Annotated in this window: 26 protein-coding genes; 3 read left to right on the plus strand and 23 right to left on the minus strand. The window is 53.0% G+C overall.

Annotated features, from left to right (window positions below; all coding sequences use genetic code 11):
* The first annotated feature begins 12 nt into the window (after positions 1-12).
* The 3 genes from Undi14_RS09875 to Undi14_RS09885 all read left to right on the plus strand — a co-directional run bounded on the left by Undi14_RS09875 (position 13) and on the right by Undi14_RS09885 (position 1,902).
* Positions 13-531 carry a hypothetical protein gene (locus tag Undi14_RS09875; protein WP_200179849.1) on the plus strand — a complete coding sequence of 173 codons (519 nt, stop codon included), beginning with the start codon at positions 13-15 and terminating at the stop codon, positions 529-531.
* Between the two features lie 168 nt (positions 532-699).
* The gene (locus tag Undi14_RS18410; protein WP_200179850.1) at positions 700-1,389 is read left to right on the plus strand and encodes a toll/interleukin-1 receptor domain-containing protein; all 690 of its coding nucleotides are present in this window, start codon (positions 700-702) and stop codon (positions 1,387-1,389) included.
* An 81-nt stretch (positions 1,390-1,470) separates the two neighbouring features.
* Positions 1,471-1,902 carry a hypothetical protein gene (locus Undi14_RS09885; RefSeq protein ID WP_190481219.1) on the plus strand — a complete coding sequence of 144 codons (432 nt, stop codon included), beginning with the start codon at positions 1,471-1,473 and terminating at the stop codon, positions 1,900-1,902.
* Between the two features lie 236 nt (positions 1,903-2,138).
* Here the strand turns inward: Undi14_RS09885 and Undi14_RS09890 are convergent, their stop codons facing one another.
* The 23 genes from Undi14_RS09890 to Undi14_RS10000 form a co-directional block, all read right to left on the minus strand.
* Positions 2,139-3,053 carry a hydroxymethylglutaryl-CoA lyase gene (locus Undi14_RS09890; RefSeq protein ID WP_200179852.1) on the minus strand — a complete coding sequence of 305 codons (915 nt, stop codon included), beginning with the start codon at positions 3,051-3,053 and terminating at the stop codon, positions 2,139-2,141.
* A 57-nt stretch (positions 3,054-3,110) separates the two neighbouring features.
* Positions 3,111-3,860: a pyridoxine 5'-phosphate synthase gene (locus Undi14_RS09895; protein ID WP_200179854.1), complete on the minus strand. Its 750-nt coding sequence runs from the start codon at positions 3,858-3,860 to the stop codon at positions 3,111-3,113.
* 9 nt (positions 3,861-3,869) lie between these two features.
* The gene (locus Undi14_RS09900; protein WP_200179855.1) at positions 3,870-4,271 is read right to left on the minus strand and encodes an endonuclease domain-containing protein; all 402 of its coding nucleotides are present in this window, start codon (positions 4,269-4,271) and stop codon (positions 3,870-3,872) included.
* Positions 4,272-4,889: 618 nt separating this feature from the next.
* Complete coding sequence (locus Undi14_RS09905) at positions 4,890-6,893, minus strand: acetyl/propionyl/methylcrotonyl-CoA carboxylase subunit alpha (protein ID WP_200179856.1); 2,004 nt, start codon at positions 6,891-6,893, stop codon at positions 4,890-4,892.
* Between the two features lie 97 nt (positions 6,894-6,990).
* The gene (gene bioB / locus Undi14_RS09910) at positions 6,991-8,019 is read right to left on the minus strand and encodes a biotin synthase BioB (RefSeq protein ID WP_200179857.1); all 1,029 of its coding nucleotides are present in this window, start codon (positions 8,017-8,019) and stop codon (positions 6,991-6,993) included.
* A 10-nt stretch (positions 8,020-8,029) separates the two neighbouring features.
* Complete coding sequence (gene bioD / locus Undi14_RS09915; protein WP_200179858.1) at positions 8,030-8,728, minus strand: dethiobiotin synthase; 699 nt, start codon at positions 8,726-8,728, stop codon at positions 8,030-8,032.
* Positions 8,728-9,939: an 8-amino-7-oxononanoate synthase gene (gene bioF, locus Undi14_RS09920; RefSeq protein WP_200179981.1), complete on the minus strand. Its 1,212-nt coding sequence runs from the start codon at positions 9,937-9,939 to the stop codon at positions 8,728-8,730. The genes bioD and bioF overlap by 1 nt, the downstream gene beginning before the upstream one ends.
* A 110-nt stretch (positions 9,940-10,049) precedes the next feature.
* On the minus strand, positions 10,050-11,387 hold the full coding sequence (gene bioA, locus Undi14_RS09925) for an adenosylmethionine--8-amino-7-oxononanoate transaminase (RefSeq protein ID WP_200179859.1): 1,338 nt from the start codon (positions 11,385-11,387) through the stop codon (positions 10,050-10,052).
* Positions 11,388-11,598: 211 nt separating this feature from the next.
* Entirely contained in the window at positions 11,599-12,120 is a 522-nt protein-coding gene (locus tag Undi14_RS09930; RefSeq protein ID WP_200179860.1) for a DUF1569 domain-containing protein, read from the minus strand.
* Positions 12,117-12,917 carry an enoyl-CoA hydratase/isomerase family protein gene (locus Undi14_RS09935; RefSeq protein WP_200179862.1) on the minus strand — a complete coding sequence of 267 codons (801 nt, stop codon included), beginning with the start codon at positions 12,915-12,917 and terminating at the stop codon, positions 12,117-12,119. The genes Undi14_RS09930 and Undi14_RS09935 overlap by 4 nt, the downstream gene beginning before the upstream one ends.
* Before the next feature lie 36 nt (positions 12,918-12,953).
* Entirely contained in the window at positions 12,954-13,892 is a 939-nt protein-coding gene (locus Undi14_RS09940; RefSeq protein ID WP_200179863.1) for a dienelactone hydrolase family protein, read from the minus strand.
* Positions 13,893-13,897: 5 nt separating this feature from the next.
* Positions 13,898-15,520 (minus strand): carboxyl transferase domain-containing protein, encoded by a 1,623-nt coding sequence (locus Undi14_RS09945; RefSeq protein WP_200179864.1) that lies wholly within the window; start codon positions 15,518-15,520, stop codon positions 13,898-13,900.
* Between the two features lie 21 nt (positions 15,521-15,541).
* Positions 15,542-15,943, minus strand: a complete 402-nt coding sequence (locus Undi14_RS09950) for a YchJ family protein (protein WP_200179865.1) — start codon at positions 15,941-15,943, stop codon at positions 15,542-15,544.
* Positions 15,940-16,344, minus strand: coding sequence for a rhodanese-like domain-containing protein (locus Undi14_RS09955; RefSeq protein WP_190481244.1), 405 nt, complete (start codon positions 16,342-16,344; stop codon positions 15,940-15,942). Before Undi14_RS09955 ends, Undi14_RS09950 begins: the two co-directional genes overlap by 4 nt.
* A gap of 86 nt (positions 16,345-16,430) precedes the next feature.
* Entirely contained in the window at positions 16,431-17,036 is a 606-nt protein-coding gene (locus Undi14_RS09960; protein WP_200179866.1) for a 2-hydroxychromene-2-carboxylate isomerase, read from the minus strand.
* A 47-nt stretch (positions 17,037-17,083) separates the two neighbouring features.
* Positions 17,084-18,214, minus strand: coding sequence for an acyl-CoA dehydrogenase family protein (locus Undi14_RS09965; RefSeq protein ID WP_200179870.1), 1,131 nt, complete (start codon positions 18,212-18,214; stop codon positions 17,084-17,086).
* Positions 18,215-18,263: 49 nt separating this feature from the next.
* Positions 18,264-18,932 (minus strand): SDR family oxidoreductase, encoded by a 669-nt coding sequence (locus tag Undi14_RS09970; RefSeq protein ID WP_200179871.1) that lies wholly within the window; start codon positions 18,930-18,932, stop codon positions 18,264-18,266.
* Positions 18,933-19,170: 238 nt separating this feature from the next.
* The gene (locus Undi14_RS09975; protein ID WP_200179872.1) at positions 19,171-20,352 is read right to left on the minus strand and encodes an acetyl-CoA C-acetyltransferase; all 1,182 of its coding nucleotides are present in this window, start codon (positions 20,350-20,352) and stop codon (positions 19,171-19,173) included.
* A gap of 110 nt (positions 20,353-20,462) precedes the next feature.
* Positions 20,463-22,247 carry a bifunctional isocitrate dehydrogenase kinase/phosphatase gene (aceK, locus tag Undi14_RS09980; protein ID WP_186884237.1) on the minus strand — a complete coding sequence of 595 codons (1,785 nt, stop codon included), beginning with the start codon at positions 22,245-22,247 and terminating at the stop codon, positions 20,463-20,465.
* A 9-nt stretch (positions 22,248-22,256) separates the two neighbouring features.
* On the minus strand, positions 22,257-23,186 hold the full coding sequence (locus Undi14_RS09985; RefSeq protein WP_200179874.1) for a pyridoxal-phosphate dependent enzyme: 930 nt from the start codon (positions 23,184-23,186) through the stop codon (positions 22,257-22,259).
* Positions 23,187-23,270: 84 nt separating this feature from the next.
* Positions 23,271-24,455 (minus strand): isovaleryl-CoA dehydrogenase, encoded by a 1,185-nt coding sequence (locus Undi14_RS09990; protein ID WP_200179876.1) that lies wholly within the window; start codon positions 24,453-24,455, stop codon positions 23,271-23,273.
* A 151-nt stretch (positions 24,456-24,606) separates the two neighbouring features.
* The gene (locus Undi14_RS09995; protein WP_200179879.1) at positions 24,607-25,065 is read right to left on the minus strand and encodes a PaaI family thioesterase; all 459 of its coding nucleotides are present in this window, start codon (positions 25,063-25,065) and stop codon (positions 24,607-24,609) included.
* Between the two features lie 101 nt (positions 25,066-25,166).
* On the minus strand, positions 25,167-25,568 hold the full coding sequence (locus Undi14_RS10000) for a MerR family DNA-binding transcriptional regulator (protein WP_186884590.1): 402 nt from the start codon (positions 25,566-25,568) through the stop codon (positions 25,167-25,169).

The raw sequence follows: 25,568 nt of genomic DNA on the forward strand, positions 1-25,568 counted from the left end.
AACTGCGCGCACTTGGATCTCTATTTTCAGCATTTCCTCAACCATCTTGGCTTTGGTTTCGGCGTGTCGCGCGCAGTTCCAGACATCGAAGCCTATTTGTATGGAGAAGTCATAATGTCCTTCGCTGAAGACTTGCTCGATACCCTCGGCAAGGATGCTAGAACGAACGAGGTAATTGGTGCTATCGATCGATACGCTCTTCGAGACGTGTATGTTGATCCGCCATTTCGCCATTATGTTGGTTCCGCTGCAAAAGGCGTTGATTTACTCTTCGAACGAGACAATGTTTTTGACATTCAAATTTACGTACAAAGTTCGAATACACACTCATCGTTCCAAGAAGATCTACCGTTTCAAATAAAATCTGGTATGACGGATGAACAGATTCATATCTTGCTCGGCGAGCCTGAAGCATATGATGAGGTTGGGAGTAAATACACTGTGCTTGAAGGCACTGCAAAGCTAACAATCGTATATGACAAGTCGAAGATTGTGAGCTACCTGAGCATCAGACGAATATCGGCGGATTAGTGCGTCGGACGATGCAGCTTATAACTCGACGCTGGACGCGGAAACTTCGCATGTAGGCATTTCGACGTTTGGCATTTTTTGATCACTTGCTCTCTGGTTTTTGTGTGTTGTGCGCAGTTCCAGGCAGATCAACGTTAGAACTACAACCCAAAGAGGGAGAAAAATATTATGGCAAGATGTACAGCACCAGTTAGAGGGCATAGCTCTGCGGATGCAGCAGCGGCCTGCCCAGCATGCCGGTACAAAAGCGGACGCTATAGCAGTTATAGTTCGCCATACTCATCTAGCAATAGTAGTTACAATAGTTACAGTAGTGGAGGAACTAGATCCAGTGGTAGTTCAAAACCTAAATGGTCTAAATCGAGTTCAAGTGTTTTTTATACCGTAAATCAAATTCAATCACTAACGCCAATTCGAGAAACTGTTGAAACTAAAGCTGAGGCTAGACCTGATCTCCGAGATGTTTTTTTATGTCACGCATGGGACGACCGAAAGGGCGCAGCAAAAGAGTTGCATGACTTACTTGAAGCGGAAGGCGTAAAAGTATGGTTTAGTGAAAAGGATCTTGGGTTGGGCGTACCAATGATGCGAGCGATCGACAAAGGTCTAGCGAACTCTCGAATTGGACTTGTGTTGGTGACACCAGCAATGATTACTGGTCTACCGAGAGAGGGCGTTGCTGATAAAGAGCTTTCTGCACTGTTAGCAACCAATCAACTCGTACCAATAGTTCATAACACCACATATGAAGCTCTGCGAAATGTCAGCCCATTGCTCGCATCAAGAAGCGGTCTGGACACTTCAGAGGATTCAATGAGCGTGATTGCAAAAAAAATTGCAGAATTGGTCACAGTTTAAATCAGGAGTATACAGTTCAAACAAGTCGCTCAAGCACAGTCGCTTCGCTCCTTGAGCAGCGTTAGGTAACAGAGGTTATTCATGAGTCGTTTAGACACAAGGCTAGAAAGTGAAGGTGCAGAATTTCTTGTTTTGGGCCAGCTACTAATTCACAGAATTCCTGCGTATAAAACATATACCAATATGCCCGGCTATGATCTGGTCGCAACTAATCCAGAAAAAAATACATCTGCACGCATACAGGTAAAAAGTCGCTGGAACACTGGTGCAAAAGATTTCCCAATCAAGAACTTTGATTGCGAATTTGTTGTTGCGGTTTTCCTCAATCGGGGCTCCAAAGACGGGCGCAAGGAAGTTACGGCTCCTGATTACTATGTTTTGCCAGTTGGCCTTATAACCTCTTTGCCCCGTAGCGCCAATTGGGGAAAAGTAAGCATGAAAAATGTAGAAAACCTTGAACAGTACCGAGAGGCTTGGCACTTAATATCGTCATTCATGGAATCTGTTACATAGCTATGCGCTCAAATCGCTCACTCCGTTCGCAGGGACAAACTAAAGTCCGCTCCTTAGCTTAAACGTTTTCCGCTTGAAACCGCCCGACAAAAAGTCAGTAGCAGATACAAAAAAAACACATCGTCATACCTCACATCCCACTCAAAACGAGTGTCAAATTACACCATTCCCCGCCACTATTTTTAGCAGCTTGAGCACCGCTGACTTTCTCACTCCTCAGCAGCACCCTTTCTGTTTCACCCCGCCCGTTTCGCCGCAATCGCGTTGCCTGCGCGGCTGACGGCTTTGCGGCCGAGGTGGGTGGAGATGAATTGTCCGGCGTCGACCACGGCATTCAGATCAATGCCGGTGTGGATGCCTAATCCCTGCATCAGGAACAGCACATCTTCGGTGGCGACGTTGCCGGTGGCGCCTTTGGCGTAAGGGCAGCCGCCGAGGCCAGCGACGCTGGAGTGGAAGATGCTGATGCCGACTTCCAGACTGGCGTAGATATTCGCCAGCGCCTGGCCGTAGGTGTCATGAAAATGGCCAGATAAACTGTGCAGCGGGAATTCCTGTGCGACGAGTTGCATCACGTTTTGCACCTGGCGCGCAGTGCCGACGCCGATAGTGTCGGCGATGTCGATTTCATCGCAACCCAGATCGCGCAGACGGCGGACGACATCGGCGACGCTGGCAGGTGCGACTTCGCCCTGATACGGGCAACCAAACGAACAACTGATGGAGCCGCGCAAACGGATATTATTTTGCTTGGCCGCCAGCGCGACATCGCGGAAACGTTCTATCGATTCTTCTATCGAGCAGTTGATATTTTTTTGCGCAAAGGCTTCGGAGGCGGAGCTGAAAATCACAACTTCATCGGCACCGGCAGCGAGCGCGGCTTCAAAGCCTTTCATGTTCGGCGTCAACACCGAATAAATCACGCCGGGTTTTCGGCTGATGCCTGCCATGACTTCGGCCGACGTCGCCATCTGCGGCACCCATTTTGGCGAGACGAAAGAGGCGGCTTCGATGTTCGCAAAACCGGCAACAGTGAGGCGATTGACGAGTTCGATTTTAATGTCGGCGGGGATGCTTTCTTTTTCGTTTTGCAAGCCGTCACGCGGACCGACTTCAACGATTTTGACTTGTTGCGGTAGTGATGGTGTCATCTGTTTTCCTTTTGCCTGCATAGTCTGTGGATGGCGGCGGCTGGCTTATGTTTATGCTTATGCCTGCGCCTGTACTGAGCGACGGATGATGTCGAGATACTGGCGCGTGACATTGTCCATGCCTTGTTCCAGGCTTTCAACGATCACGGCATGGCCGATAGAGACTTCGAGTATGTCTTTGATCTGCAAAAATTTGCCGAGGTTTTGCAGGTTCAGATCATGCCCGGCATTCACGCCCAGACCAGCGCGTTGCGCGCGCAAGGCGGTGTCGGCAAAGGTCTGCAACACGGCATCGTTTTGCGCTGTGCCATAGGTTTCGGCATACGGCTCGGTATATAGCTCAACGCGGTCGGCACCCATTTGTTTTGCCAGCGCCAGATCGGCATCGCTGATACTGGCGTCCACAAACAGGCTGCTGCGTATGCCAGCGGCTTTCAAGCCCGCCAGCACTGGCTGTAATAAGGCGGCATCTTTGCGCATGTCCCAGCCGTGATCGGAAGTCAGTTGATCCGGCGCGTCGGGCACCAGCGTGCATTGCGCGGGGCGATAGCGATAGACGACTTCCATAAATTCCGTGGCCGGATAACCTTCGACATTCAATTCAGCACCGCGCTGTTGGCACAACTGACCGAGACTTTCGACATCAGAATAACGTGCGTGGCGTTGATCCTGACGCGGATGCAATGTGATGCCCGCCGCGCCAAGATCGAGAAAGCGCGCGGCAAACGCATCGACATCGGGGTAATTGCGACCGCGTGAATTGCGCAGTAAGGCGATTTTGTTGATATTGACAGAGAGTAGAGTCATGCTTATTCCTTAGGCGATACGTCCAATACCGGCGTGATCGCGGTTGACACAAATACGGTAAATTGCTTCCAGCACGGCCTCTGTTTCATTCAGCATCTGATGATTCCAGAAACGGAGCACCGTAATATTTTTCTGTTCTAAAAATGCATCGCGCCGCTGATCGTAGTCTTGCTGTTCGCTATGCTGCCCGCCATCGAGTTCGATCACCAGTCGGTGTTCTGCACAATAAAAATCAACGATGTAAGGCGCAATCACATGTTGCCGCCGGAACTTGGCATTCGCCAGCCGACGGTTGCGTAACAAACTCCATAACAAGGCCTCTGCATCCGGCATCGACGTTCGCATTGCCCTGGCATAGCGCTTTAAATCTTCAGGCACAACGCTGGGATGACGAGGAAAGAGGTCGGGCATATTGTTCACTCTCAACGCTTACGATCGGCAAAAACTGCTTATGTTGCTTTGTGCTTCGTTCGCCCGCTTTCGGGAGAGGGCTGCTTTTTACTCCCCTCGCTCACTGGTGGGAGAGGGGCTGGGGGTGAGGGCAACGCCGTTGATCATTACACGGCTGATCCAGCGCCCTCATCCCTGCCCTTCTCCCGCGTGCGGGAGAAGGATTCTGATTGCTTATTCTATTTTCGCGCTTACTGCCTTACTGCATCAACGCTAGTCATTCCGCGCCTGCGGCAAACACTGCTTTGTGCTTCCCTCGCCCACTGGTGGGAGAGGGGCTAGGGGTGAGGGCAATACCGTTGATCATTACACGGCTGATCCAGCGCCCTCATCCCTGCCCTTCTCCCGCGCACGGGAGAAGGGTTCTGACTGCAAATTCTATCTTCGCGCTTACTGCGCAAATGCCTTCATTCTGCACCTGCGGCAAACGCTGCTTTTTACTCCCCTCGCCCACTGGTGGGAGAAGGGTTAGGGTGAGGGCAATGCCGTTGATCATTCCACGGCTGATCCAGCGCCCTCATCCCTGCCCTTCTCCCGCGCGCGGGCGAAGGGTTCTGACTGCTCATTCCATTTTCGCTCTTACTGCGCAAACGCCAATAACTGTGCGCCTTCCGTGACCTGATCGCCGACGGCATACAACACGTCATCAATCACACCATCGTGTGGGGCGGAGATCGTGTGTTCCATTTTCATGGCTTCCATGATCAGCAGCGCATCGCCTTTTTTGACTTCCTGTGCTTTCGCGACCAACACCGCAACGATCTTGCCCGGCATCGGTGCGGTCAGGCGGCCGCCTTCGGCTTCGGTTTCACCGGCATGGGCGAGTGCATCGCTGTAATGCAGATCGGTATGCGCACCCTGGCTGAAGACGTGGAAGTGTTCGCCATCGCGCACGACGGTGCCGCTGATGGTGCGGTCGGCGATTTTCAATACCAGATCGTTGCCGCCGCTACCACTCGCCGATGCGAGTTTGATCTCTACCGCACCACTATCGGTGCGTAATTTCCAGCCATCGGCCAGATACGTGATCTGTGCGCTGTGTTGGTGATGTTCTTCAGCAAATTGCAAGGCGCGCTGCATCAGGCCGTTCATGCGCCAGCCGTGGCTGCTCTGCCACGGGTCACTGCCGCCGGATTTTTCAGACAACAACAGCGACACGACAGCCAATGCGACCACATCCACAGATGCTGGTTGGGCTGGCGGGAACAGCTGTGCTTCGTTACGCGCAATCAGGCCGGTATCGAGATCGGCGTTGGCGAAGGCGTCGCTGTGTATCAGGCGCGACAGGAAAGCGATATTCGATGACAAACCGACGATCTGGTATTGCGACAAGGCTTGCGCCATGCGTGCCAGAGCTTCGGTGCGGTCTTTGCCCCAGACGATCATTTTGGCAATCATAGGATCATAGAAAGGCGAAATCGTATCGCCCTCGCGCACGCCGCTGTCGATGCGGAAAGCCGCTGGTTCTGCGCTGCCGCCAAGTTCAAAATTAACTGCGGCCGGGGTGCGCGCATGGCGCAACGTGCCTATCGATGGTAAGAAACCTTTTTCCGGATTTTCTGCATACACGCGGGCTTCAATCGCATGGCCGTGTATCTGTAATTGTTCCTGTTGCAGTGGCAAGGCTTCGCCTGCTGCCACACGCAATTGCCACTCCACCAGATCAGTGCCGGTGATCATTTCTGTGACCGGATGTTCAACCTGCAAGCGGGTATTCATTTCCATGAAGTAGAAAGAACCGTCTTGGTTAGCGATGAACTCAACCGTGCCCGCGCCGACATAACCCACCGCTTTCGCGGCAGCAACCGCCGCTTCGCCCATTGCGGCGCGGCGTTCCGGCGTCATGCCGGGTGCCGGTGCTTCTTCCAATACTTTCTGATGACGACGTTGCACCGAGCAATCGCGTTCAAATAGATACACGCAATTGCCGTGGGTATCGGCAAACACCTGAATCTCGATATGGCGCGGACGTTGCAGATATTTTTCTGCCAGCACTTTATCGTCACCAAAAGAATTGATCGCTTCGCGTTTGCACGATGCCAGCGCCTCTTTGAAATCCTTACTGTGTTCGATCACACGCATGCCCTTGCCACCACCGCCAGCGCTGGCTTTCAGCAACACCGGATAACCGATGCGATCCGCTTCGTTCTGCAAAAAATCAGCATCCTGATTGTCGCCGTGATAGCCAGGCACCAGCGGCACATTGGCTTTTTCCATCAGTGATTTCGCGGCGGATTTGCTGCCCATCGCTTGAATTGCGGAGGCTGGCGGGCCAATAAACGCGATGCCGTTTTTGGCGCAGGCTTCGGCAAATTCACTGTTTTCAGACAAGAAACCATAACCCGGATGTATCGCCTGTGCGCCCGTCGCTAATGCCACTGCAATGATTTTGTCAGCGCACAGATAGCTTTCTTTGGCGGCAGCCGGACCGATCAACACCGCTTCATCGCAGACAGCCACATGCTTGGCATTGGCGTCCGCTTCCGAATAAACGGCGACGGTTTTGATACCCATGCGGCGTGCAGTAGCAGCGACACGGCAGGCGATTTCGCCGCGATTGGCGATCAGGATTTTGGTGAACATGTCTCGTTGTCCTTATTTTTTGGAGTAGCAGATACAAGCCTGTCAGACAGGCGGGAACATGTTTTACGGCGTGTATCGGCTCTTTTTTTGAAATGATTTAACTGCAGCTACCCGCTTTTGCTTCGACTTTGCCACGGGTTTTCAAACCTAATTTATCTAGCAGAACGCGATCATCGGCGGCTTCGGGATTTTCTGTCGTCAGCAATTTATCGCCATAGAAAATCGAATTCGCGCCAGCGAGGAAACACATCGCCTGCACGGCTTCGCCCATCTGACGGCGGCCTGCGGACAAGCGCACACGCGCTTTCGGCATGGTGATGCGGGCGACCGCAATCGTGCGGACGAATTCCAGCGGATCAAGCGGATCAAGCCCGTGCAAAGGCGTTCCTTCGACCTGCACCAGATGATTGACCGGCACCGATTCAGGATACGGATTCAGATTCGCCAATTGTGCGATCAGGCCAGCACGCTGGCGGCGTGATTCGCCCATACCGACGATGCCGCCGCAGCAAACTTTCAGGCCAGCGGTGCGCACATGACCGAGCGTATCGAGGCGATCCTGATAGTCGCGGGTGGAAATCACATTGCTGTAAAACTCCGGCGCGGTATCGAGATTGTGGTTGTAGTAATCGAGACCGGCAGCGGCCAGACGTTGTGCCTGTTCTTCTTTCAGCATGCCGAGCGTCGCGCAGGTTTCCAGACCCATGGCTTTGACTTCGCGCACCATGGTTTCGACTTTTTCCATGTCGCGGTCTTTCGGTGAACGCCATGCCGCGCCCATGCAGAAACGGGTCGCGCCGTTTTCACGCGCCGCTTTAGCAGCGTCTAACACTTCGCGCACATCCAGCATTTTTTTGGCTTCCACGCCAGTATCGTAACGCGCTGCCTGTGGGCAGTAGCCGCAATCTTCTTCGCAGCCGCCGGTCTTGATCGACAGCAGCGTCGCCAGCTCGACATCGCCATCCGGGAAATTGGCGCGATGCGCGGTCTGTGCTTTGAACATCAGATCGTTGAATGGCAAATCAAACAGCGCCAGCACATCGTCAACCGGCCAGGTTTCGGCTTCGATTTTTTTGACGGGAGCTTGAAACTGTACGGCATGTTGCTGAGTGTCATTGGCTTGCATAAAACTTCCTTCACTTCAAAAAATTCAGATCAAGATATGCGGCGGCAGCTTTTGCCTTCTGCGTATCCTCAAGGTTCAGACGCGGAATACATCCCAGCAGCGGCGCTGTCAAACGATCACGTAATGCGGCGATATTTTCGTCGGGATACAGCATTTGTGTATCGACGATATTCGCGACCCAGCCCGCCAGCCGCAGCCCGCGTGCTGTAATCGCCTGCGCCGTCAGTAAGGCGTGGTTAATACAACCGAGGCGTATGCCAACCACCATGATCACCGGCAGATTCAATACCTGCGCCATGTCGGCGGTGTCGTGGCGGTCATCCAGCGGTACGCAGAAACCACCGACGCCTTCGACGATCACCGCATCAGCGAGCTGCATAGCTTGTTGATACGCAGCCACAATCTGCGGCAGCGAAATACGGATCTTCTCGCGTTGCGCCACGATGTGCGGTGCTGCCGGGGTCTGCATCAGATACGGACAAACGATGTGTTGCGGCGCTTTTACGTCAGACGCCTGCACCAGACTATCGACATCATCGTTATGCCAGACGCCATCTTGTAATACAGCACCAGCCGCGATGGGTTTCATCCCCAGGCTGCGTACACCGCGTTGTGACAAGGCCAGCAACAAAGCACTGCTGACCAGCGTCTTGCCAATTTCGGTGTCAGTACCGGTCACAAAATAATCGTGCGGACGCAACGCAGACATCAGGCCACCTCCGCAAAACACTGCGCCACATAATGCATCTGATCCAGACGGTTAATTGCCTGCACCAGTTGCAGCACCTGCACTTCCGTATGTGCAGCGGATAAGGTCACGCGCAAACGCGCTGTATCCAAAGGCACAGTCGGCGGGCGTATCGCCCCGACCCAGTAACCCTGATCCAGCAGATTGCCTGCAACGGCCAGCATCGCATCATTTTTGCCGATGACAACCGGTTGAATCGCGGTGTCGGACGGCATACCTTGCCAGACTTTTAAATCCTGCCCGTGGCGGAACATCTGTATCAGTTTATTCAGATGTGCGCGTCTTTGCTGCCCTTCTTCACCTGCAATAATATCGATGCTGGTCAGCAGCGCATGCGCCAGCGCGGGCGCGGCGGCAGTGGTGAAAATATAGGCACGGGCTTTTTGTATCAGCCATTCGATCACGGTTTCATGCGCAGCGACAAATGCGCCGCCGACACCGGCGGCTTTGCCGAGTGTGCCCATGTACACCAGATTCGGTGAACGCAGATGGAAATGTTCCAACACACCGCGACCATGTTCGCCCAGCACACCAAAGCCGTGCGCATCATCGACAATCAGCCACGCATCGTATTGCTCACATAAAGCCAGCAAGGCAGGAATGTCGGCGATATTGCCATCCATACTGAAAACGCTGTCGGTGACGACGATACGTTTTTTGCTCGTGCAATTTTTTAGCATGGTTTCCAGCGCAGCGTAATCGCGGTGCGCGAAAACTTGGGTTGCGGCGCGCGATAAACGCACACCATCGATCAGCGAAGCGTGGTTCAGTTCTTCTGAAAACACGGTGGCATCTTTTCCTGCCAAGGCGGTAATCACGGCCTGATTCGCCATGTAACCGGTGCAGAAATACAAAGCACGCGCCTGATCGATATTCGGTGCCATGAATTCTGCCAGCTTCTGTTCCAGATTCGCATGAGCGCGACTGTGACCGCTGATCAGGTGGGATGCGCCACTTCCTGCCCCATACAGACTGACACCTTTTTGCAATGCCTGCGTCACCAGCGGATGCGCCGCTAACCCCAGATAATCATTGCTGCAAAAGGCGACGTAGTCTTTACCATCGGCACGCACATTCGGTGCGCATGGCGTTTCTACGGTGCGGCGACGACGAATCAGATGCTGTGCTTCCAGCACATCAAGGTCGTCACGCAGGGTTTGCAACAGCGGCATTCTGGCAGCAGCAACCCGCAGATTGCCGCTCTTTTCATTACTCTGATTCACCAGGTTTTTACTATCCTGGTGTAGATTACTTTGATTATTTTGATTACTACCTATGCCACTCATGCCATAACCTCTTCAAATACTTTCATGGTCTTCTGTGCCAGCAAAGCGATTTCATCATCGCTCAGAATATACGGCGGCATCAGATAGACACTGCGCCCTATCGGGCGCATCAATAATTCCTGCTGCAAGGCGGCGCTGAAAAAACGGCGCGAAAATGTCGCGGCTTTTTCAGCGTCATCGACAATCGCATCAAACGCAAAAATCATCCCTTGCTGGCGCACATGCCGCACACGCGGATCATCGCGCAATGGTGCAAATGCATCGGCAAACATCTGTGCTTTACGGCGATTCTGCGCCAGCACATCGTCCTCTGCAAAAATCGCCAGCGTCGCCAGTGCCGCACGGCAGGCCAGCGGATTGCCGGTGTACGAATGCGAGTGCAAAAAGCCGCGCCGCACATCGGCATCATAAAATGACTGATAGACCGCATCGGTCGTCATCACCAGACTCAAGGGCAGATAACCGCCGCTGATGCCTTTCGACAGACATAAAAAATCAGGCCAGATCTGTGCCGATTCACAGGCAAAGAAAGTGCCGCTGCGGCCACAACCTACCGCAATTTCATCGGCGATCAGATGCACATGGTATTGGTCACACAACTCGCGCAGACGGCGCAGATACACAGGATCGTGCATCGCCATGCCAGTCGCACATTGCACCAGCGGCTCGATAATCACTGCGGCGATCTTGCCTTCGCGCTGCTGCAACACACGTTCCAGATCGGCGGCGGCACGCAATGCCACATCGGCTGCACTTTCACCTTCCTGCGCCAGACGCGCATCAGGCGAAGCGACCACATGTGCCCGTTGCAACATAGGGCCATACGCTTCGCGGAACAGGCTGACATCAGTGACCGCCAGCGCACCGACGGTTTCACCGTGATAGCTGCCTTGGATGCAGATGAATTCCTGCTTGTCGGTCTGCCCGCGGTTACGCCACGAATGAAAACTCATCTTCAGCGCAATTTCGACCGCCGATGCACCATCGGAGGCGTAAAAGCAATGACCGAGCTGATGACTGGTCAGCGCGGCTAATTTTTCTGATAATTCAATTACTGGCGTATGCGTAAAGCCCGCCAGCATCGCGTGTTCCAGCTGATCGAGCTGATCCTTGAGTGCGGCATTGATGCGTGGATTGGCGTGACCAAACAGATTCACCCACCATGAGCTGATGGCATCCAGATAACGCTTGCCATCCATATCGTACAGCCATGCACCGCGCCCGTGACTGACCGGAATCAGGGGCACCGTTTCATGGTGCTGCATCTGGGTACACGGATGCCATACATGTTGCAGGCTGCGTGCGACCCAATCATTTTGTGTGTTGAAATTCAAACTTGCTCCAGACTACTTTTAAAACCCGCACATTTTACGGGCATTTCCAGCTAATTTAATTTCGCAAGCCGCATAAATACTGGGCATCTGTATTGAAAGTTTTCAAAAAACCATGCTATTACCGCCTGAAAGCCGCACGTTGAGCGGAGAATGCAGCCATTACAGCCATTGTTGCAAGTCGATGCACCTGCCGTATCTGCCACTAATCAGGTCAGGTCTGCATTTCCAGCAGATGGTTTTCAATATGCATCACATGTGCATGCGCGAATTCAGTCTTACTCAGCAAGCCATACGCGAAGTGCGGTTGCAGCTGACCACGATATGCCTGAAACTGCTGCAAGGCAGTAATCACCAGATCAATCGCCTGATTCACATTGCCCTCGTCAGCAATAACCGGGGCGCCGGGAATAGGCTCGGTCAGATTGTGGCGCATCGCACCGGCAACTGAAAATGCATAAAAAGCCGCACTGCCCGCCGTGTGCTGAAATACTTCTGATTTCAACTCAGGATAGCCGCTCATCGAATACTGTATGCTCTGCGCCAGATGCACAAACACCTTGTACGGCGACCAGCCGCTTTTGGCGACCAACTGCCGTGACTTCAGACTATCTAACAGGGTCAGCATACGCTCTACCGATGTGATTTCTACAGTCGATTTGCGGTACGTCGCCAGACCTGCTGCTGCCAGCGCCGTCACTGCGACGGCCCCGGTCAATAAGGTGCGCTTTTTCATACTAACCACTCCGGTTTGCGTTTTTCAAGGAAAGAACGCACGCCCTCACGCCCTTCATCAGACGCGCGTATCTGCGCAATCCCTTCCACCGTCGCCGCGATCAGTTCCGGCGTCAGCTCACGGCTGGCAACGTCCTGTACCAGACGCTTGGCCTGACGCACGGCATGCGGGCTGTTCGATACCAGCGCCTTGACGATCTCTGCCACTTTGCTATCGAGCATGTCAGCGGTTACCACTTCATGCACGAAGCCGATACGCTGCGCCTCTGCGGCATTGAAACGCTCTGCTGTGATGAAATAACGCCGCGCTGCGCTCTCTCCCATGGCCTTGATCACATACGGCGAAATCGTCGCCGGAATCAGGCCGAGCTTCACTTCACTGAGGCAGTAATTCGCGCTATCGACACTGACCGCAATATCGCATGCGGCCACCAGCCCCACGCCACCCGCATAACAATCGCCCTGTACTTTAGCGACCACCGGCTTGCTGCAACGGTAAATCGCCGCCAGCATCGCCGCCAGTTGCCCCGCATCAGCGAGATTTTCCGTATGCGTGTAATCCGCCATCTTTTTCATCCAGTTCAGATCAGCACCGGCACAAAATGCCGGGCCGTTCGCCGCCAACACAATGGCGCGCACCGAGGCATCGGCATCGAGTGCCTGAAACACCTGCGTGATTTCAGCAATCGTCGCTTCATTGAACGCATTGCGCACATCGGGACGATTCAGGGTCACGGTGGCAACTCGCTGATCTACGTGAATGGTCAGCGTTTGCAGGGAATCATTATTAACTGTCATTGTGAATGTCTCTTATATTCTGCAATTATTTTTTGATTATTGACGGAAGCCATTGGCATCTAAAAATTCGCTGACCAGCGGCTCCCAGATTTTTATCCCCGACGAAAAGAGGCTGTGGCCATCTTTCGCGAACGGCGGCATTAATCTGAACTCGGCCTTGCCACCGGCTTTTACAAATGCGGCATGCCATGCCTGGCTGTAACGCGGTGAAAAATACTGATCGTTTTCGGTGTAAATCCAGAGCATAGGCGCTTTACTCGTTTCGCCAAAAGTGGCGTACATTTTTTCCAGTTTATGCCCTTCGCAGGGTTCACCGGGATGCCCCACAGGATCACCACCCGAACCACCGGCAAAATTAATCGCAGCAATCAGGCCAGGCGGATTTTTCGCTGTCGTTGCCACCGTGCTGTAGCCACCAACGGACTGACCAACGATTGCAACACGGCTGGCATCAACAAATTTTTGCTGACGCGCGTAGTCGAGTACCGCCAGAATTTCGGTACTGGCCGCTTCTGCCATCGGCGCGTAATTCTTGCGGTTACAAGCGCCGCTTTCTTCGGGATCGGGATTCGTTCCCATTTCACCGTAACCAAGACGGGTTGGTTCAAATACTGCAAATCCGCGCCGGACAAAATAACGTACTTGCTGGGTATAACGAAAACGCGGCGGCTCAGCACGGTTGGTGGCGCTGCGACCATGATTCAGAATCAGGATAGGAAATGGTCCATCACCATCGGGTTTAAATTGCGTGATAACGACTTTACCTGTAATGGTACGACCATACAGATCTTTCACCGTGACATCGATTCCCGTGACCGACTCGTTTAAATCTTTTGCCAGCTTTACCGCTGCGGCAGCTGGTGCAGCAGCCAACGCATCGGCATTCTGTGCCTGTGCCTGTGCCTGTGCGGGTGTCAGCACAGACAAGAAAACAAGCGCCAATAAAAAAACAGAAGAAAAGTCGCCGAGTCTCATGATCCTTACATCCTGAACAAACCAAACTTCACATCCGGAATCGGCGCATTCAGCGCGGCGCTCAAGCCCAGCCCCAGCACCATGCGGGTATCAGCAGGATCGATCACTCCGTCATCCCACAAACGGGCGGAGGCGTAATACGGGTGCCCCTGATGTTCGTATTGCTCTTTGATCGGTTGCTTGAACGCAGCTTCTTCGTCGGCACTCCAGCTACCGCCTTTGCCTTCTATGCCATCGCGTTTCACGGTCGCCAGTACGCTGGCGGCCTGCTCGCCACCCATGACGCTGATGCGCGCATTCGGCCACATCCACATGAAGCGTGGCGAGAAAGCGCGGCCGCACATACCGTAATTGCCAGCACCAAAACTGCCACCGATAATCACGGTAAATTTCGGCACATTCGCCGTTGCAACCGCCGTCACCATCTTCGCGCCGTTACGCGCGATGCCTTCGTTTTCGTATTTGCGCCCGACCATAAAGCCAGTGATGTTCTGTAAAAATACCAGCGGAATTTTGCGCTGGCAGCACAGTTCGATGAAGTGCGTGCCTTTTAAGGCAGACTCAGAAAACAAAATGCCATTGTTCGCAATGATGCCGACCGGCATGCCGTGAATATGCGCAAAACCGCAGACTAAAGTCGTGCCATAGCGCGCTTTGAATTCGTCGAAATGGCTGCCATCGACAATCCGCGCAATCACTTCGCGCACATCGAAAGGTTTGCGCGTATCGACCGGAATCACTCCATACAATTCGCTGGCCGGATACTTCGGTTCTTCGACTTCTTTCAGCACCACGGTTTGTGGCTTCTGGCGGTTCAGATTCGAGACGATAGTACGCGCCAGCGACAGCGCATGGGTATCGTTTTGTGCCAGATGATCGACCACGCCGGATAAACGCGTATGCACATCGCCGCCGCCGAGGTCTTCGGCGCTGACGACTTCACCCGTTGCGGCTTTTACCAATGGCGGGCCGCCGAGAAAAATCGTGCCCTGATTTTTAACGATAATGGATTCGTCGCTCATCGCCGGCACATACGCGCCGCCAGCAGTACAGGACCCCATCACCACCGCGATTTGCGGTATACCTTTGGCCGACATCGTTGCCTGATTGTAGAAAATGCGACCGAAGTGATCGCGATCCGGGAACACATCATCCTGATTCGGCAGATTCGCGCCGCCGCTATCGACCAGATAAATGCATGGCAGATTATTTTGCTCCGCAATCTCTTGTGCGCGCAGATGTTTTTTGACGGTCAGCGGATAGTAAGTGCCGCCCTTGACGGTCGCATCATTACAGACGATCACACACTCTTGACCAGCCACGCGGCCGATGCCGGTAATCACACCGGCTGACGGCGCCGCATCATTACCGCTTTTTTCTTTGTACATGTCGTAGGCCGCAAGCTGGGAAAATTCCAGAAACGGTGTGCCGGCATCCAGCAGCATTTGCACGCGATCACGCGGCAACAGTTTGCCGCGTGCCAGATGTTTGCTGCGCGCTTCGTCTCCGCCACCCAGCGCGATTTTTTCTATTTTTGCTTTCAGATCATCCACCACCGCCTGCATTGCAGCGGCGTTGGCTTTGAAATCATCAGAACGTGGGCTCAGTTTGGATTCTAGGATTGTCATTATTTGGATTCCGGTATTGATTTATTTTTGAGGAAAGCTGCCATCGACATACAACCATTTGCCGTCATATTTCACAAAACGACTGACTTCGTGCAGGCGGTGCGCTTTACCTGCAATTTTGTAGCGGGCGACAAATTCCACGATGGCCTGAGCGCCGTCCTGCTGATGTTTCCTCACTTCCAGCCCCAGCCAGTTGGTCGGATCATCATGTGTGATGCGCTCTGACGGACAAGTACGTTCATCCCAGGTCGCGCGCAGATAGGCTTCATCATTGCGCGTATACGCGCTGTAACGTGAGCGCATCAGCGCTTCCGCGGTTGGTGCGGCGGCAGTACCGCTGATATACACGCCGCAGCATTGTTCATACTTTTTTGCTGAACCACAGGGACACGGGCTAGCATTTTTTTGCTCTTGACGACTCATACAACTTTCTTGATTTCCTTGGCAACAGTAGGTGCGCCCGCGGCTTTCCAGGCAGTAAAGCCGCCTTCGATATGGGCAACATTTTCCAGACCCATATCCATCAAAGTCTTAGTGGTCAGGGCGCTGCGCCAGCCTGCTGCACAAAATAAAATAAATTCTTTGTTCTCACCAAAAACAGGACGGAAGTAAGGTGAATCCGGATCGACCCAGAATTCGATCATGCCGCGCGGCGCGTGGAATGCGCCAGCGATCACGCCTTCGCGCTCAAGCTCACGGATGTCGCGCACATCAATGAATTGCACGTCGCCTTTATCCAGCTTCGTCAGCGCTTCGGCGACGCTGTAAGTCTTGATCTGTGCGTACGCTTCGTCTACCAACTGCTGATAGCCTTTTTTTAACATACTGCTCTCCTCGTGACACAGAAAAATTCTGCGTTTTCTGTCTGATTATTTTTTATGAATGCGAGACTTTATCTTTGCGATACTGATCAAAAACCGCCTTGCGCCAGCCAATGTTCGACTTGCGGCAGACGGTCATTACCCCAGAACGATTCACCATCAACGATGATCCACGGTGCACCAAAGATGCCTTTTTCTATCGCCTGTTCGCATTGCGCTTTCAGCGCCTGCTTGTAATGAGTATCTTCGCAGGCAGCCGCTGCGGCGGCACCGTCCAGCCCCATCGCCGTTATCTGCGCCGCTAGCCAGCCGGTGTCATTCAATGCTGCCGGTCCGGAGAAATATGCACGTGTGACCTGACGCACGAATTCACCGACACGCTGCGGTGCAGTGTCTTGCAGCCACAGGCAGACCCGTGAGGTATTCTGGGTTGCGATAGGAAACAGTTCCGGCAAAACAAACGGCACTCCTGCATAACGCGCAGAGCGCAAAAAATCATGCTTGAAATAATCCGCCATTTGCGGTGGCCGCATTGTCAGCGGGCTGGAGCCGGTCACTTTGAATACGGCACCCAGCAACATTGGTTTCCAGCTCACTTCACGCCCATGCCTGGCGGCCAGCTGTTCTATGGATTGCGCAGCGATGTACGCATACGGCGAAACAAAATCAAACCAGAATTCCACGGGTGCTTTCATCACGGTGTCCTTTTGAAAATGCAGGATGCTGTTGATAAGGTGTACGCTCAGGCCAGCGCGCGGCTAATCAGGATTTTTTGTATCTCTGAGGTGCCTTCGTAAATCTGGCATACGCGCACATCGCGATAAATCCGCTCCACCGGAAAGTCGCTGACATAGCCGTAACCGCCGTGTATCTGTATCGCATCGGAGCAGACTTTTTCTGCCATTTCAGACGCAAACAGTTTCGCCATCGCCGCTTCTTTCAAGCAAGGCTTGCCAGCATCTTTCATGCTCGCTGCATGCCAGATCAACTGACGCGCAGCTTCGATCTGGGTTGCCATATCAGCCAGTTTGAATTGCACCGCCTGATGTTCGTAAATCGATTTGCCGAAGCTGCTGCGGTCTTTGGCATACGCCAGCGCAGCTTCAAATGCCGCGCGCGCCATACCGACCGATTGAGAAGCGATGCCGATACGACCCCCTTCAAGTCCGGACAAGGCAATCTTGTAGCCCATGCCTTCTTCACCGATCAGATTTTCAGCGGGGATACGGCAATTCTCAAACAGGATTTGCGCGGTATCGGAAGAATGCTGACCCATTTTATTTTCGAGCCCGGCGACGATGTAACCCGGCGTGTTCGTCGGCACCCAGAATGCGCTGATGCCTTTTTTACCCGCAGCTTTATCAGTCACGGCCATAACAATCGCGACATCTGCATGCTTGCCGCTGGTGATGAATTGCTTGACGCCATTCAGCACATAGTCATTGCCTTCGCGACGCGCGGTGGTTTTCAGATCAGACGCGTCGCTGCCTGCATGCGGCTCGGTCAGGCAGAACGCACCGAGCATCTCACCTTGTGCAAGCGGGCGCAGCCATTGCTGTTTCTGCACATCATTCGCATACATCATCGCGATACTGCAGACCGGGCAGTTATTCACGGACACAACCGTTGAGGTGCCGCCATCACCGGCGGCGATTTCTTCCAGCACCAGCGCCAGCGACAGGTAATCCATCCCGGCACCGCCAAACTCTTCCGGCACCGCAACGCCATACGCGCCCATCTGCGCCAGTTCTTTTAATTCTGCTGCCGGGAAATGGTGTTCCTTGTCCCAGCGCGCCGCATTCGGCACCAGTTTTTCCTGTGCAAATGCGCGTATCGCATCGCGGATCATTTCGTGTTCTGCTGTAAGTAACATACCTGGTCTCGTTCTGATGTTGTTCTGTCTGTTTTTTTGATTTTTCTGCTTACCAGTTCAGGCTGGCACCGTTGTAATTGAAAAACTGGCCGTTGTCGTCTGACTGCAAACCCGCCAGTGTTTTGCGTATGCCGTGCGCACTGTCTGCCACCGGAAGTTCAGCACCGACGCCGCCCATTTCTGTTTTAACCCAACCCGGATGCAACGCCACGCAAATCGCTTGTCGCGTCTGTAAAGACACATCCTTGAGTACAGAATTCAACGCGGCTTTGCTGGCACGATATAACCAGCCGTGACTACCGTTACGCTCACTGATGGAGCCCATCATCGATGAAATGACGGCAAGACGGCCACCGGCATTCTCGACCAGCGGCAGCACGATAGGGAGAATCCGCATCGCGGCCAGCACATTGGTGTGCATCACTTCATCAAACTGTGTGTCATGCGGCGTTTGCAATCCTGTCGTACGCGGGCCATACACACCGGCGTTCAGAATAGCGACGTCGATTTTTTCATCATCGAGCCGCCAGCCAAGACCACCGCAATCATTGATGTTCGTGACATCCAAAGGAACGACCTCACAACCCTGCGCCTGCAAAGTTGTCAGATCAACCGCCTTACGCGCCGTGGCAATCACACGCCAGCCAGCCGTTTTATATTGCAAAGCCAGTTCGTGACCGATACCGCGTGACGCGCCGATGATAAGTGCTGTGGGCATCTTGCTTCCTTTTCGTGTTTTCAACCGCATGTCGACAATGTAGCTGCAATCTCATTGTCGACACGCTTACCGCGATTAACGATGCGCGCGGCGTACGCTACGTCCGCAATTCAAGTGCGCAAGTTCATTCAATATCCGGGATGCAGAGCAAGGCGCAAAACGCAGCAATACGTCGGTATTGCGAGGCTTTGCAACGCCGCTATGCGTCCGGATATTGGATGAACGCAGCGCACACTATTTAGAACAACTCGATGGCCATCGCTGTGCCTTCACCACCACCAATACACAACGATGCCACACCGCGCTTCTTACCTTGTTTTTTCAACGCGCCGATCAGCGTGATGATGATACGTGCACCGGATGCGCCGATAGGATGGCCGAGTGCGCAGGCACCACCGTGGACGTTAACTTTGTCGTGGGAGATGCCGAGATCTTTCATTGCAGCCATCGGTACGGCAGCGAAAGCTTCGTTGATTTCAAACAGATCGACATCTGCCGTTGTCCAGCCGGTTTTTTTGTACAACTTTTGTATCGCACCGATCGGCGCTGTCGTGAACCAACCTGGTTCCTGTGCATGTGATGCGTGAGCGACGATTTTTGCGATCGGTGTCAGGCCGAGTTCTTTGGCTTTAGACTCGCGCATCAGCACCAGCGCTGCAGCGCCATCGTTGATGGAGGAAGAAGATGCAGCAGTGATCGTGCCGTCTTTTTTGAAGGCTGGTTTCAGCGCTGGGATTTTGTCGAGTTTGGCTTTCAGCGGGCCTTCGTCTTTATCGATCACAATGTCACCACCACGACCGGATACGGTAACCGGTGCGATTTCCCACGCGAACGAGCCGTCTGCTGTCGCTGCTTGCGCACGCTTGACGGAAGCGATCGCAAATGCATCCTGATCTTCACGGCTGAACTGGTATTTGGCAGAACAATCTTCAGCAAAAGTTCCCATGGAACGGCCCTTGTCATAGGCATCTTCCAGACCGTCGAGCATCATGTGATCGTAAATCATGCCGTGGCCGATACGATAGCCGCCACGGGCTTTTGGAATAATGTAGGGTGCATTGGTCATGGACTCCATACCGCCAGTCACCATCACTTCATTGCTGCCTGCGCTGATGGAATCGAATGCCATCATGGTTGCCTTCATCGCAGAACCACACATCTTGGACAAGGTCACCGCGCCGGTGGACATAGGCAAACCTGCCGCCAGCAAGGCCTGACGCGCAGGCGCCTGACCCTGACCTGCCATCAGGCAGTTACCAAACAGGACTTCTTCAATCAGCTCGGGCTTGACGCCAGCACGTTCAACCGCGGCCTTGATCGCCACGGCACCGAGCTGACTTGCCGTCAGGGAAGCGAAATCGCTCTGAAATGCACCCATAGGGGTACGGGCTGCGCCAACGATTACGATAGGATCTGTCATGTTTTTCTCCATTGAATGTGAGGTGATACAAAATTTCTGCTTGTCTGTTTTTCTCTGAAAACATCTGCAAGCGCGATTAAGACTGTTGATACTGATAAGACATAAAAAAATTATTTTTGCTGTGCTAACTCTTTATTGATAAACCTGACTTCCTGCGGATACGGGAAGACATCATCCACCTTGCCGTCCACGATACGTAGCTTGCGACCCTGCCAGTAATCGGCGGTCAGCAAGTCAGCGTGGTGTTTCATAAAAAATTCTTTTACTTTCTGATTTCCGAGCAGGAAAGTGCCGAATTGCTCAGGAAATACGTCATTCTTTGCAATCGGATACCACGGTTCAGCGGACATCTCGTCTTCTTCATTGCGCGGCAACGGTATCTTGCGGAAAGTGCAGTCGGTAATGTACTCAATTTCATCGTAGTCATAAAAAACGACACGACCATGACGTGTCACGCCAAAGTTTTTATACAACATGTCACCCGGGAAAATATTCGCCGAGACCAGATCTTTAATCGCATTACCGTATTCCAGCACGCCCTGTTCCATCGCCTGCATATCACCACGCTGCTCAGCTTCTGTCAGCCAGATATTCAGCGGTGTCATGCGGCGTTCTATGTACAGATGTTTGATGACTACTTCTTCATCATTCACTTCCAGCATGGACGGCGCGTATTGGCGGATTTCTTCGAGCAATTCTTCAGAAAACCGCGAACGTGGAAAAGCGACATCGGAATATTCCAGCGTGTCGGCCATGCGACCAACACGGTCATGGTTTTTCACCAGCAGATATTTTTCTTTAATCAGCGCCCGGGTGGTTTCTTTCGGCGGCGGGAAACTGTCTTTGATCAGCTTGAACACATACGGGAAAGAAGGCAGTGCAAACACCAGCATAACGAGACCGCGAATACCGGGTGCCGCTTCGATGCGATCCGACGAGTATTTCAGATGATGCAGAAAATCGCGATAGAACAGGTTTTTGCCATGTTTTTGCAAACCGATCATCGTATAGATTTCGCTACGCGGTTTCTTCGGCAAAATACTGCGGATGAATTGTACATACGCCGATGGCACTTCCATATCGACCATGAAATACGCACGTGTGAATGAAAACAGCACCGTAATCTGCATCACATCAAACAAGATCGTATCGAGTACCAGCTCATTTTTCCGTTTATGCATCAGCGGAATCACAAACGGATATTCGCGATTGCCGTTAATGCCTTTGCCTATGATGTAGGCAGATTTATTCCGGTAAAACAAATTCGCCAACACCTGAATCTGGTGATTCGGTTCCAGCTTTTCACGCCCGAAATGTTCACGCAAACGTGCCTCGACGACGGCGACATCGCGATCAAGATCTTCAAAAGGGGTATTGAGCTGAAAATTCGTGACGATGCGTTTGATCGTGTAATTCAGACCGTCAGTTGCCGGGTAATACACGCGATAAGTCGGCGGCGTATCGTCACGTTCTATGTATTCAGTTGAAGTTGCCGGGCGCACGAAAATGAAATCATTATGAAAATAATTTCTGTTAAGTAATTTCGTGCAGACGGTATTGAAAAAAGTCTCAGCCAGTTCCGGACGTAAGTGGTCGATCAGCAAACCCATGTAATGCAGTTTGACTTCACGCCAGACCTCATCTGTCAGATCGTTTTCATCGTAATCATCTTCCAGCACGCGCACACATTCCCGCACGCGGGTGTCGTAAAACTGAATACGTTCACGGGCGGCGATTTGTGCCGCTTTCCAGTCGCCCGCCTCAAAAAACTGCTTTGCCTGCTGACTACTGATACGGAATAAATGGTAATGCTTGTCAAAGCCGTCCAGTATCGTGCGCGCGATATCAAACGCGATCTGGGACGACAATAACTTAGGAAAATGCGTGTTTGGCATAGCGATGGCTCAGGGCAGGTTGAACTGGGTTTTCCAAGCCTCTAGTTTTACCATATCAACAGCGATACCACCGCATACCACGATCAAGGGACGCTTAAATTCTTTTAATACAGGCAGGTTCTGGTACGCCACCGCCAGCGTGGCACCGCAAGCGGGCTCTACCAGCGTGCGCATATCATCCGCAAACGCGAGACAGGCGGCAACTGCCTGTGCATCGCTGACGATGACACTGTGAATCTCATGTTTCTGCGTCCAGTCGAACGCTTGTTGCGCCACCCGACGCGCGCCCAATGTGGTGGCGATTGATGTAATCGCAGGCAATGTCACCAGTTCACCCGCTAGTACTGATGCATGTAAAGATGCCGCACCTTCTGTTTCTACAGCAATAACAGGAATATGCGCCAGACCATTGCGGTGTAAGCCCTGCACAATGCCACTTAATAAGCCGCCACCGCCGACAGAGCACAGCACAACGTCAAAATCCAGCGTACCAGCAAGCTCGTCGATCAAAGTCGCATTGCCATTCCAGATATCAGGATGGTCGAATGGTGGGATATACACCGCACCCGGCTGTTCGCAGGCTTGCAAAGCCGCCTGATTGGTTTCGTCCCACACTTTGCCATTGACGATCACGGTCGCACCGATCGCGCGAATTTCGGCACGCACACTTTCAGCGGTAGTTTCAGGGACAAAAATCGTGGTCGGCAGACCCAGCGCCACACCCGCAACCGCAGCCGCAAACCCAGCGTTGCCGCCTGAAGGGCAAACAAAATGTTGCGCCCCCAGCGCAGCAGCGCGCTGACACATCAGACCGATGCCGCGTAATTTGAACGAGCCCGAGGGCTGCAAATTATCCATCTTCAGCCAGACTGATTTATGTAGCTGAGCGGAAAGCGGGCGATGCGCAAGCACCGGTGTCGTGATGTGTAATTGGGTCATGACTGAGTATAGTTGCTGTGTACGCGCAATCCCTTACGTGTAAGCGTGGCTTAAGGGAGTGCGCACGAGTACGATAAATCCAGTTTACTTCGTTTCCGCAAACAGCTCGCGGCCTATCAGCATGCGGCGGATTTCGCTGGTACCGGCACCGATTTCATACAGTTTGGCATCGCGCCACAGGCGGCCGACCGGGTACTCATTGATATAGCCATTGCCGCCCAGCGTCTGGATCGCTTCACCTGCCATCCAGGTCGCTTTTTCTGCCGAGTACAAAATCGCGCCAGCAGCATCTTTGCGTAAGGCGCGGACTTGTTCCGGATTGGTGGCACGGTCGCAAGCCTGGCCGACTGCGTACACATAAGCTTTACAAGCCATCATGGTCGAATACATGTCGGCGAGTTTGCCTTGCATCAGTTGGAATTCGCCAATCGGCTGACCAAACTGTTTGCGGTCATGCACGTAAGGCACAACAACATCCATACACGCTTGCATGATGCCGAGCGGGCCTCCGGACAAAACCGTGCGCTCGAAATCGAGGCCGGACATTAGCACGTTCACGCCTTTGCCCAAGCCGCCGAGCACGTTTTCTGCAGGTACTTCGCAATCTTCAAAGACCAGTTCACCGGTATGGGAACCGCGCATGCCGAGCTTGTCGAGTTTTTGCGCAATGCTGAAACCTTTGTATCCTTTTTCAATCAGGAAAGCGGTCATGCCACGTGGGCCAGCTTCCAGATCGTTTTTTGCATACACCACCAGCACGTCGGCGTCAGGGCCATTGGTGATCCACATCTTGGTGCCATTCAGCACCCAGCGGTCACCTTTGAAATCGGCGCGCAATTTCATGCTGACGACGTCGGAACCGGCATTCGGCTCAGACATGGCGAGCGCACCGATGTGTTCGCCGGAAATCAGTTTCGGCAGGTATTTTTGTTTTTGCTCTTCGGTGCCGTTGCGTTTGATCTGGTTCACGCACAGATTCGAGTGCGCGCCGTACGACAGACCAACCGAAGCGGAGGCGCGTGAGATTTCTTCCATGGCGATAATGTGGGCGAGATAGCCCATGTTGGCGCCGCCGTATTCTTCGCTGACGGTCACACCCAGAATGCCGAGATCGCCCATCTTGCGCCACAGATCCATAGGGAACTGGTCGTTGCGGTCGATTTCGGCCGCACGCGGCGCGATTTCGGCGGCAGCAAATTGTTGAACGGCTTCACGCAAAGCGGCGATATCGTCGCCATGATCAAAAGTTAAACCGGGTAAATGGAGCATGTCATCCTCACTGTAATGATGGAACAGAATCTTTTTTATTCATCAGAGTGGCGCAATCCCGGTTTCGCAGCGATAGCCTTGCGAAACCAATTTTGCATCCATACTGTTATTTTTTGCTGCGACTACATTGACCGTCACGGCGGACCGTCAGTTATTTTTTTGCGATCACAAACAAAGTCTGTTGCATGATCGCGCACAATTTTTCTTGCCCCTGATTGACGACAAACACCTCGGCGCTTGAAACGACCAGGGGTTTTCCTGATTTCAAGACCTTGCCACGGGCGATCAGGGTATCGCCTATGCCGGGTGCAACGATATTAATTTTATACTCGGCAGTTAAGCACTCACTTACAGGCATCAACAATGTATTTGCGGCATAACCACCGGCAGCATCCGCCAGCGTGCCAATCACGCCGCCATGAAAATAGCCATGTTGCTGACTGACAGCATCGCTGTATGGCAAGCTGATCTCACAGGTGCCGGGCGTCATTCCGGTCAGTTTCGCATTCCACGCCATCAACGCACCCTGCCCGTTGAAGCTCTGCAGCAAGGTCAGCGCCAGCATGTGATCAAGTGCGGCGGGTGCTGCGGATGTGGCGTCCTGATACATAAAGGTTCCCCGAAAATACAAAATCTGAGCGTAGGAAATAATACGACTAATTGACGTTAACGTAAACGTCAATTCATTGCGTTTTGTGCAGACTGGTATTTCTACGCGGTCTGACCAGCTTTCGTGTGTAAGGCCAGCAAACGCCGGCTTTTATCTTCATGTGCACTGATTTCCGCCAGCATGACTTCGATATCCTCGCGCTGCTGCTCAAGTGAAGCGCGGTGCCGTGCCAGCACCACCAGAAAGCTCTGTAATTGCGCTTCGGTATCTTTTGGTGAGCGGTACATGTCGACCAGGCTCTTGATATCCGACAGGCTCAGACCCAGACGCTTACCACGCAGGGTCAGCTTCAGTTGCGTGCGTTCGCGCGCGGTATAGACGCGATTGCGACCGCTGGGACCTTCGCGGGTCGGGCTTAACAAGCCCTGATCTTCGTAAAAACGTATCGCTCGTGGCGTGATATCAAATTCGCGGGCTAAGTCGGTAATGGTGTAGGTGGCCAT

This window comes from Undibacterium sp. 14-3-2, assembly GCF_016595265.1.
Lineage (GTDB): Bacteria > Pseudomonadota > Gammaproteobacteria > Burkholderiales > Burkholderiaceae_D > Undibacterium > Undibacterium aquatile.

What these genes read in the sequence shown, in the direction of transcription:
- Undi14_RS09960 (WP_200179866.1), bottom strand. Translation starts at nt 17,036, where the DNA reads ATGAAAGCACCCGTGGAATTCTGGTTTGATTTTGTTTCGCCGTATGCG.
- bioB (WP_200179857.1), bottom strand. Translation starts at nt 8,019, where the DNA reads ATGCAAGCCAATGACACTCAGCAACATGCCGTACAGTTTCAAGCTCCC.
- bioF (WP_200179981.1), bottom strand. Translation starts at nt 9,939, where the DNA reads ATGCCGCTGTTGCAAACCCTGCGTGACGACCTTGATGTGCTGGAAGCA.
- Undi14_RS09945 (WP_200179864.1), bottom strand. Translation starts at nt 15,520, where the DNA reads ATGACAATCCTAGAATCCAAACTGAGCCCACGTTCTGATGATTTCAAA.
- Undi14_RS09890 (WP_200179852.1), bottom strand. Translation starts at nt 3,053, where the DNA reads ATGACACCATCACTACCGCAACAAGTCAAAATCGTTGAAGTCGGTCCG.
- Undi14_RS09990 (WP_200179876.1), bottom strand. Translation starts at nt 24,455, where the DNA reads ATGCTCCATTTACCCGGTTTAACTTTTGATCATGGCGACGATATCGCC.
- Undi14_RS09930 (WP_200179860.1), bottom strand. Translation starts at nt 12,120, where the DNA reads ATGAAAAAGCGCACCTTATTGACCGGGGCCGTCGCAGTGACGGCGCTG.
- bioD (WP_200179858.1), bottom strand. Translation starts at nt 8,728, where the DNA reads ATGTCTGCGTTGCGTCCGCACGATTATTTTGTGACCGGTACTGACACC.
- Undi14_RS09965 (WP_200179870.1), bottom strand. Translation starts at nt 18,214, where the DNA reads ATGTTACTTACAGCAGAACACGAAATGATCCGCGATGCGATACGCGCA.
- Undi14_RS09970 (WP_200179871.1), bottom strand. Translation starts at nt 18,932, where the DNA reads ATGCCCACAGCACTTATCATCGGCGCGTCACGCGGTATCGGTCACGAA.
- Undi14_RS09995 (WP_200179879.1), bottom strand. Translation starts at nt 25,065, where the DNA reads ATGTATCAGGACGCCACATCCGCAGCACCCGCCGCACTTGATCACATG.
- Undi14_RS09950 (WP_200179865.1), bottom strand. Translation starts at nt 15,943, where the DNA reads ATGAGTCGTCAAGAGCAAAAAAATGCTAGCCCGTGTCCCTGTGGTTCA.
- Undi14_RS09895 (WP_200179854.1), bottom strand. Translation starts at nt 3,860, where the DNA reads ATGACTCTACTCTCTGTCAATATCAACAAAATCGCCTTACTGCGCAAT.
- Undi14_RS09935 (WP_200179862.1), bottom strand. Translation starts at nt 12,917, where the DNA reads ATGACAGTTAATAATGATTCCCTGCAAACGCTGACCATTCACGTAGAT.
- Undi14_RS18410 (WP_200179850.1), top strand. Translation starts at nt 700, where the DNA reads ATGGCAAGATGTACAGCACCAGTTAGAGGGCATAGCTCTGCGGATGCA.
- Undi14_RS10000 (WP_186884590.1), bottom strand. Translation starts at nt 25,568, where the DNA reads ATGGCCACCTACACCATTACCGACTTAGCCCGCGAATTTGATATCACG.
- Undi14_RS09900 (WP_200179855.1), bottom strand. Translation starts at nt 4,271, where the DNA reads ATGCCCGACCTCTTTCCTCGTCATCCCAGCGTTGTGCCTGAAGATTTA.
- aceK (WP_186884237.1), bottom strand. Translation starts at nt 22,247, where the DNA reads ATGCCAAACACGCATTTTCCTAAGTTATTGTCGTCCCAGATCGCGTTT.
- Undi14_RS09940 (WP_200179863.1), bottom strand. Translation starts at nt 13,892, where the DNA reads ATGAGACTCGGCGACTTTTCTTCTGTTTTTTTATTGGCGCTTGTTTTC.
- Undi14_RS09955 (WP_190481244.1), bottom strand. Translation starts at nt 16,344, where the DNA reads ATGTTAAAAAAAGGCTATCAGCAGTTGGTAGACGAAGCGTACGCACAG.
- Undi14_RS09975 (WP_200179872.1), bottom strand. Translation starts at nt 20,352, where the DNA reads ATGACAGATCCTATCGTAATCGTTGGCGCAGCCCGTACCCCTATGGGT.
- Undi14_RS09985 (WP_200179874.1), bottom strand. Translation starts at nt 23,186, where the DNA reads ATGACCCAATTACACATCACGACACCGGTGCTTGCGCATCGCCCGCTT.
- Undi14_RS09905 (WP_200179856.1), bottom strand. Translation starts at nt 6,893, where the DNA reads ATGTTCACCAAAATCCTGATCGCCAATCGCGGCGAAATCGCCTGCCGT.
- Undi14_RS09885 (WP_190481219.1), top strand. Translation starts at nt 1,471, where the DNA reads ATGAGTCGTTTAGACACAAGGCTAGAAAGTGAAGGTGCAGAATTTCTT.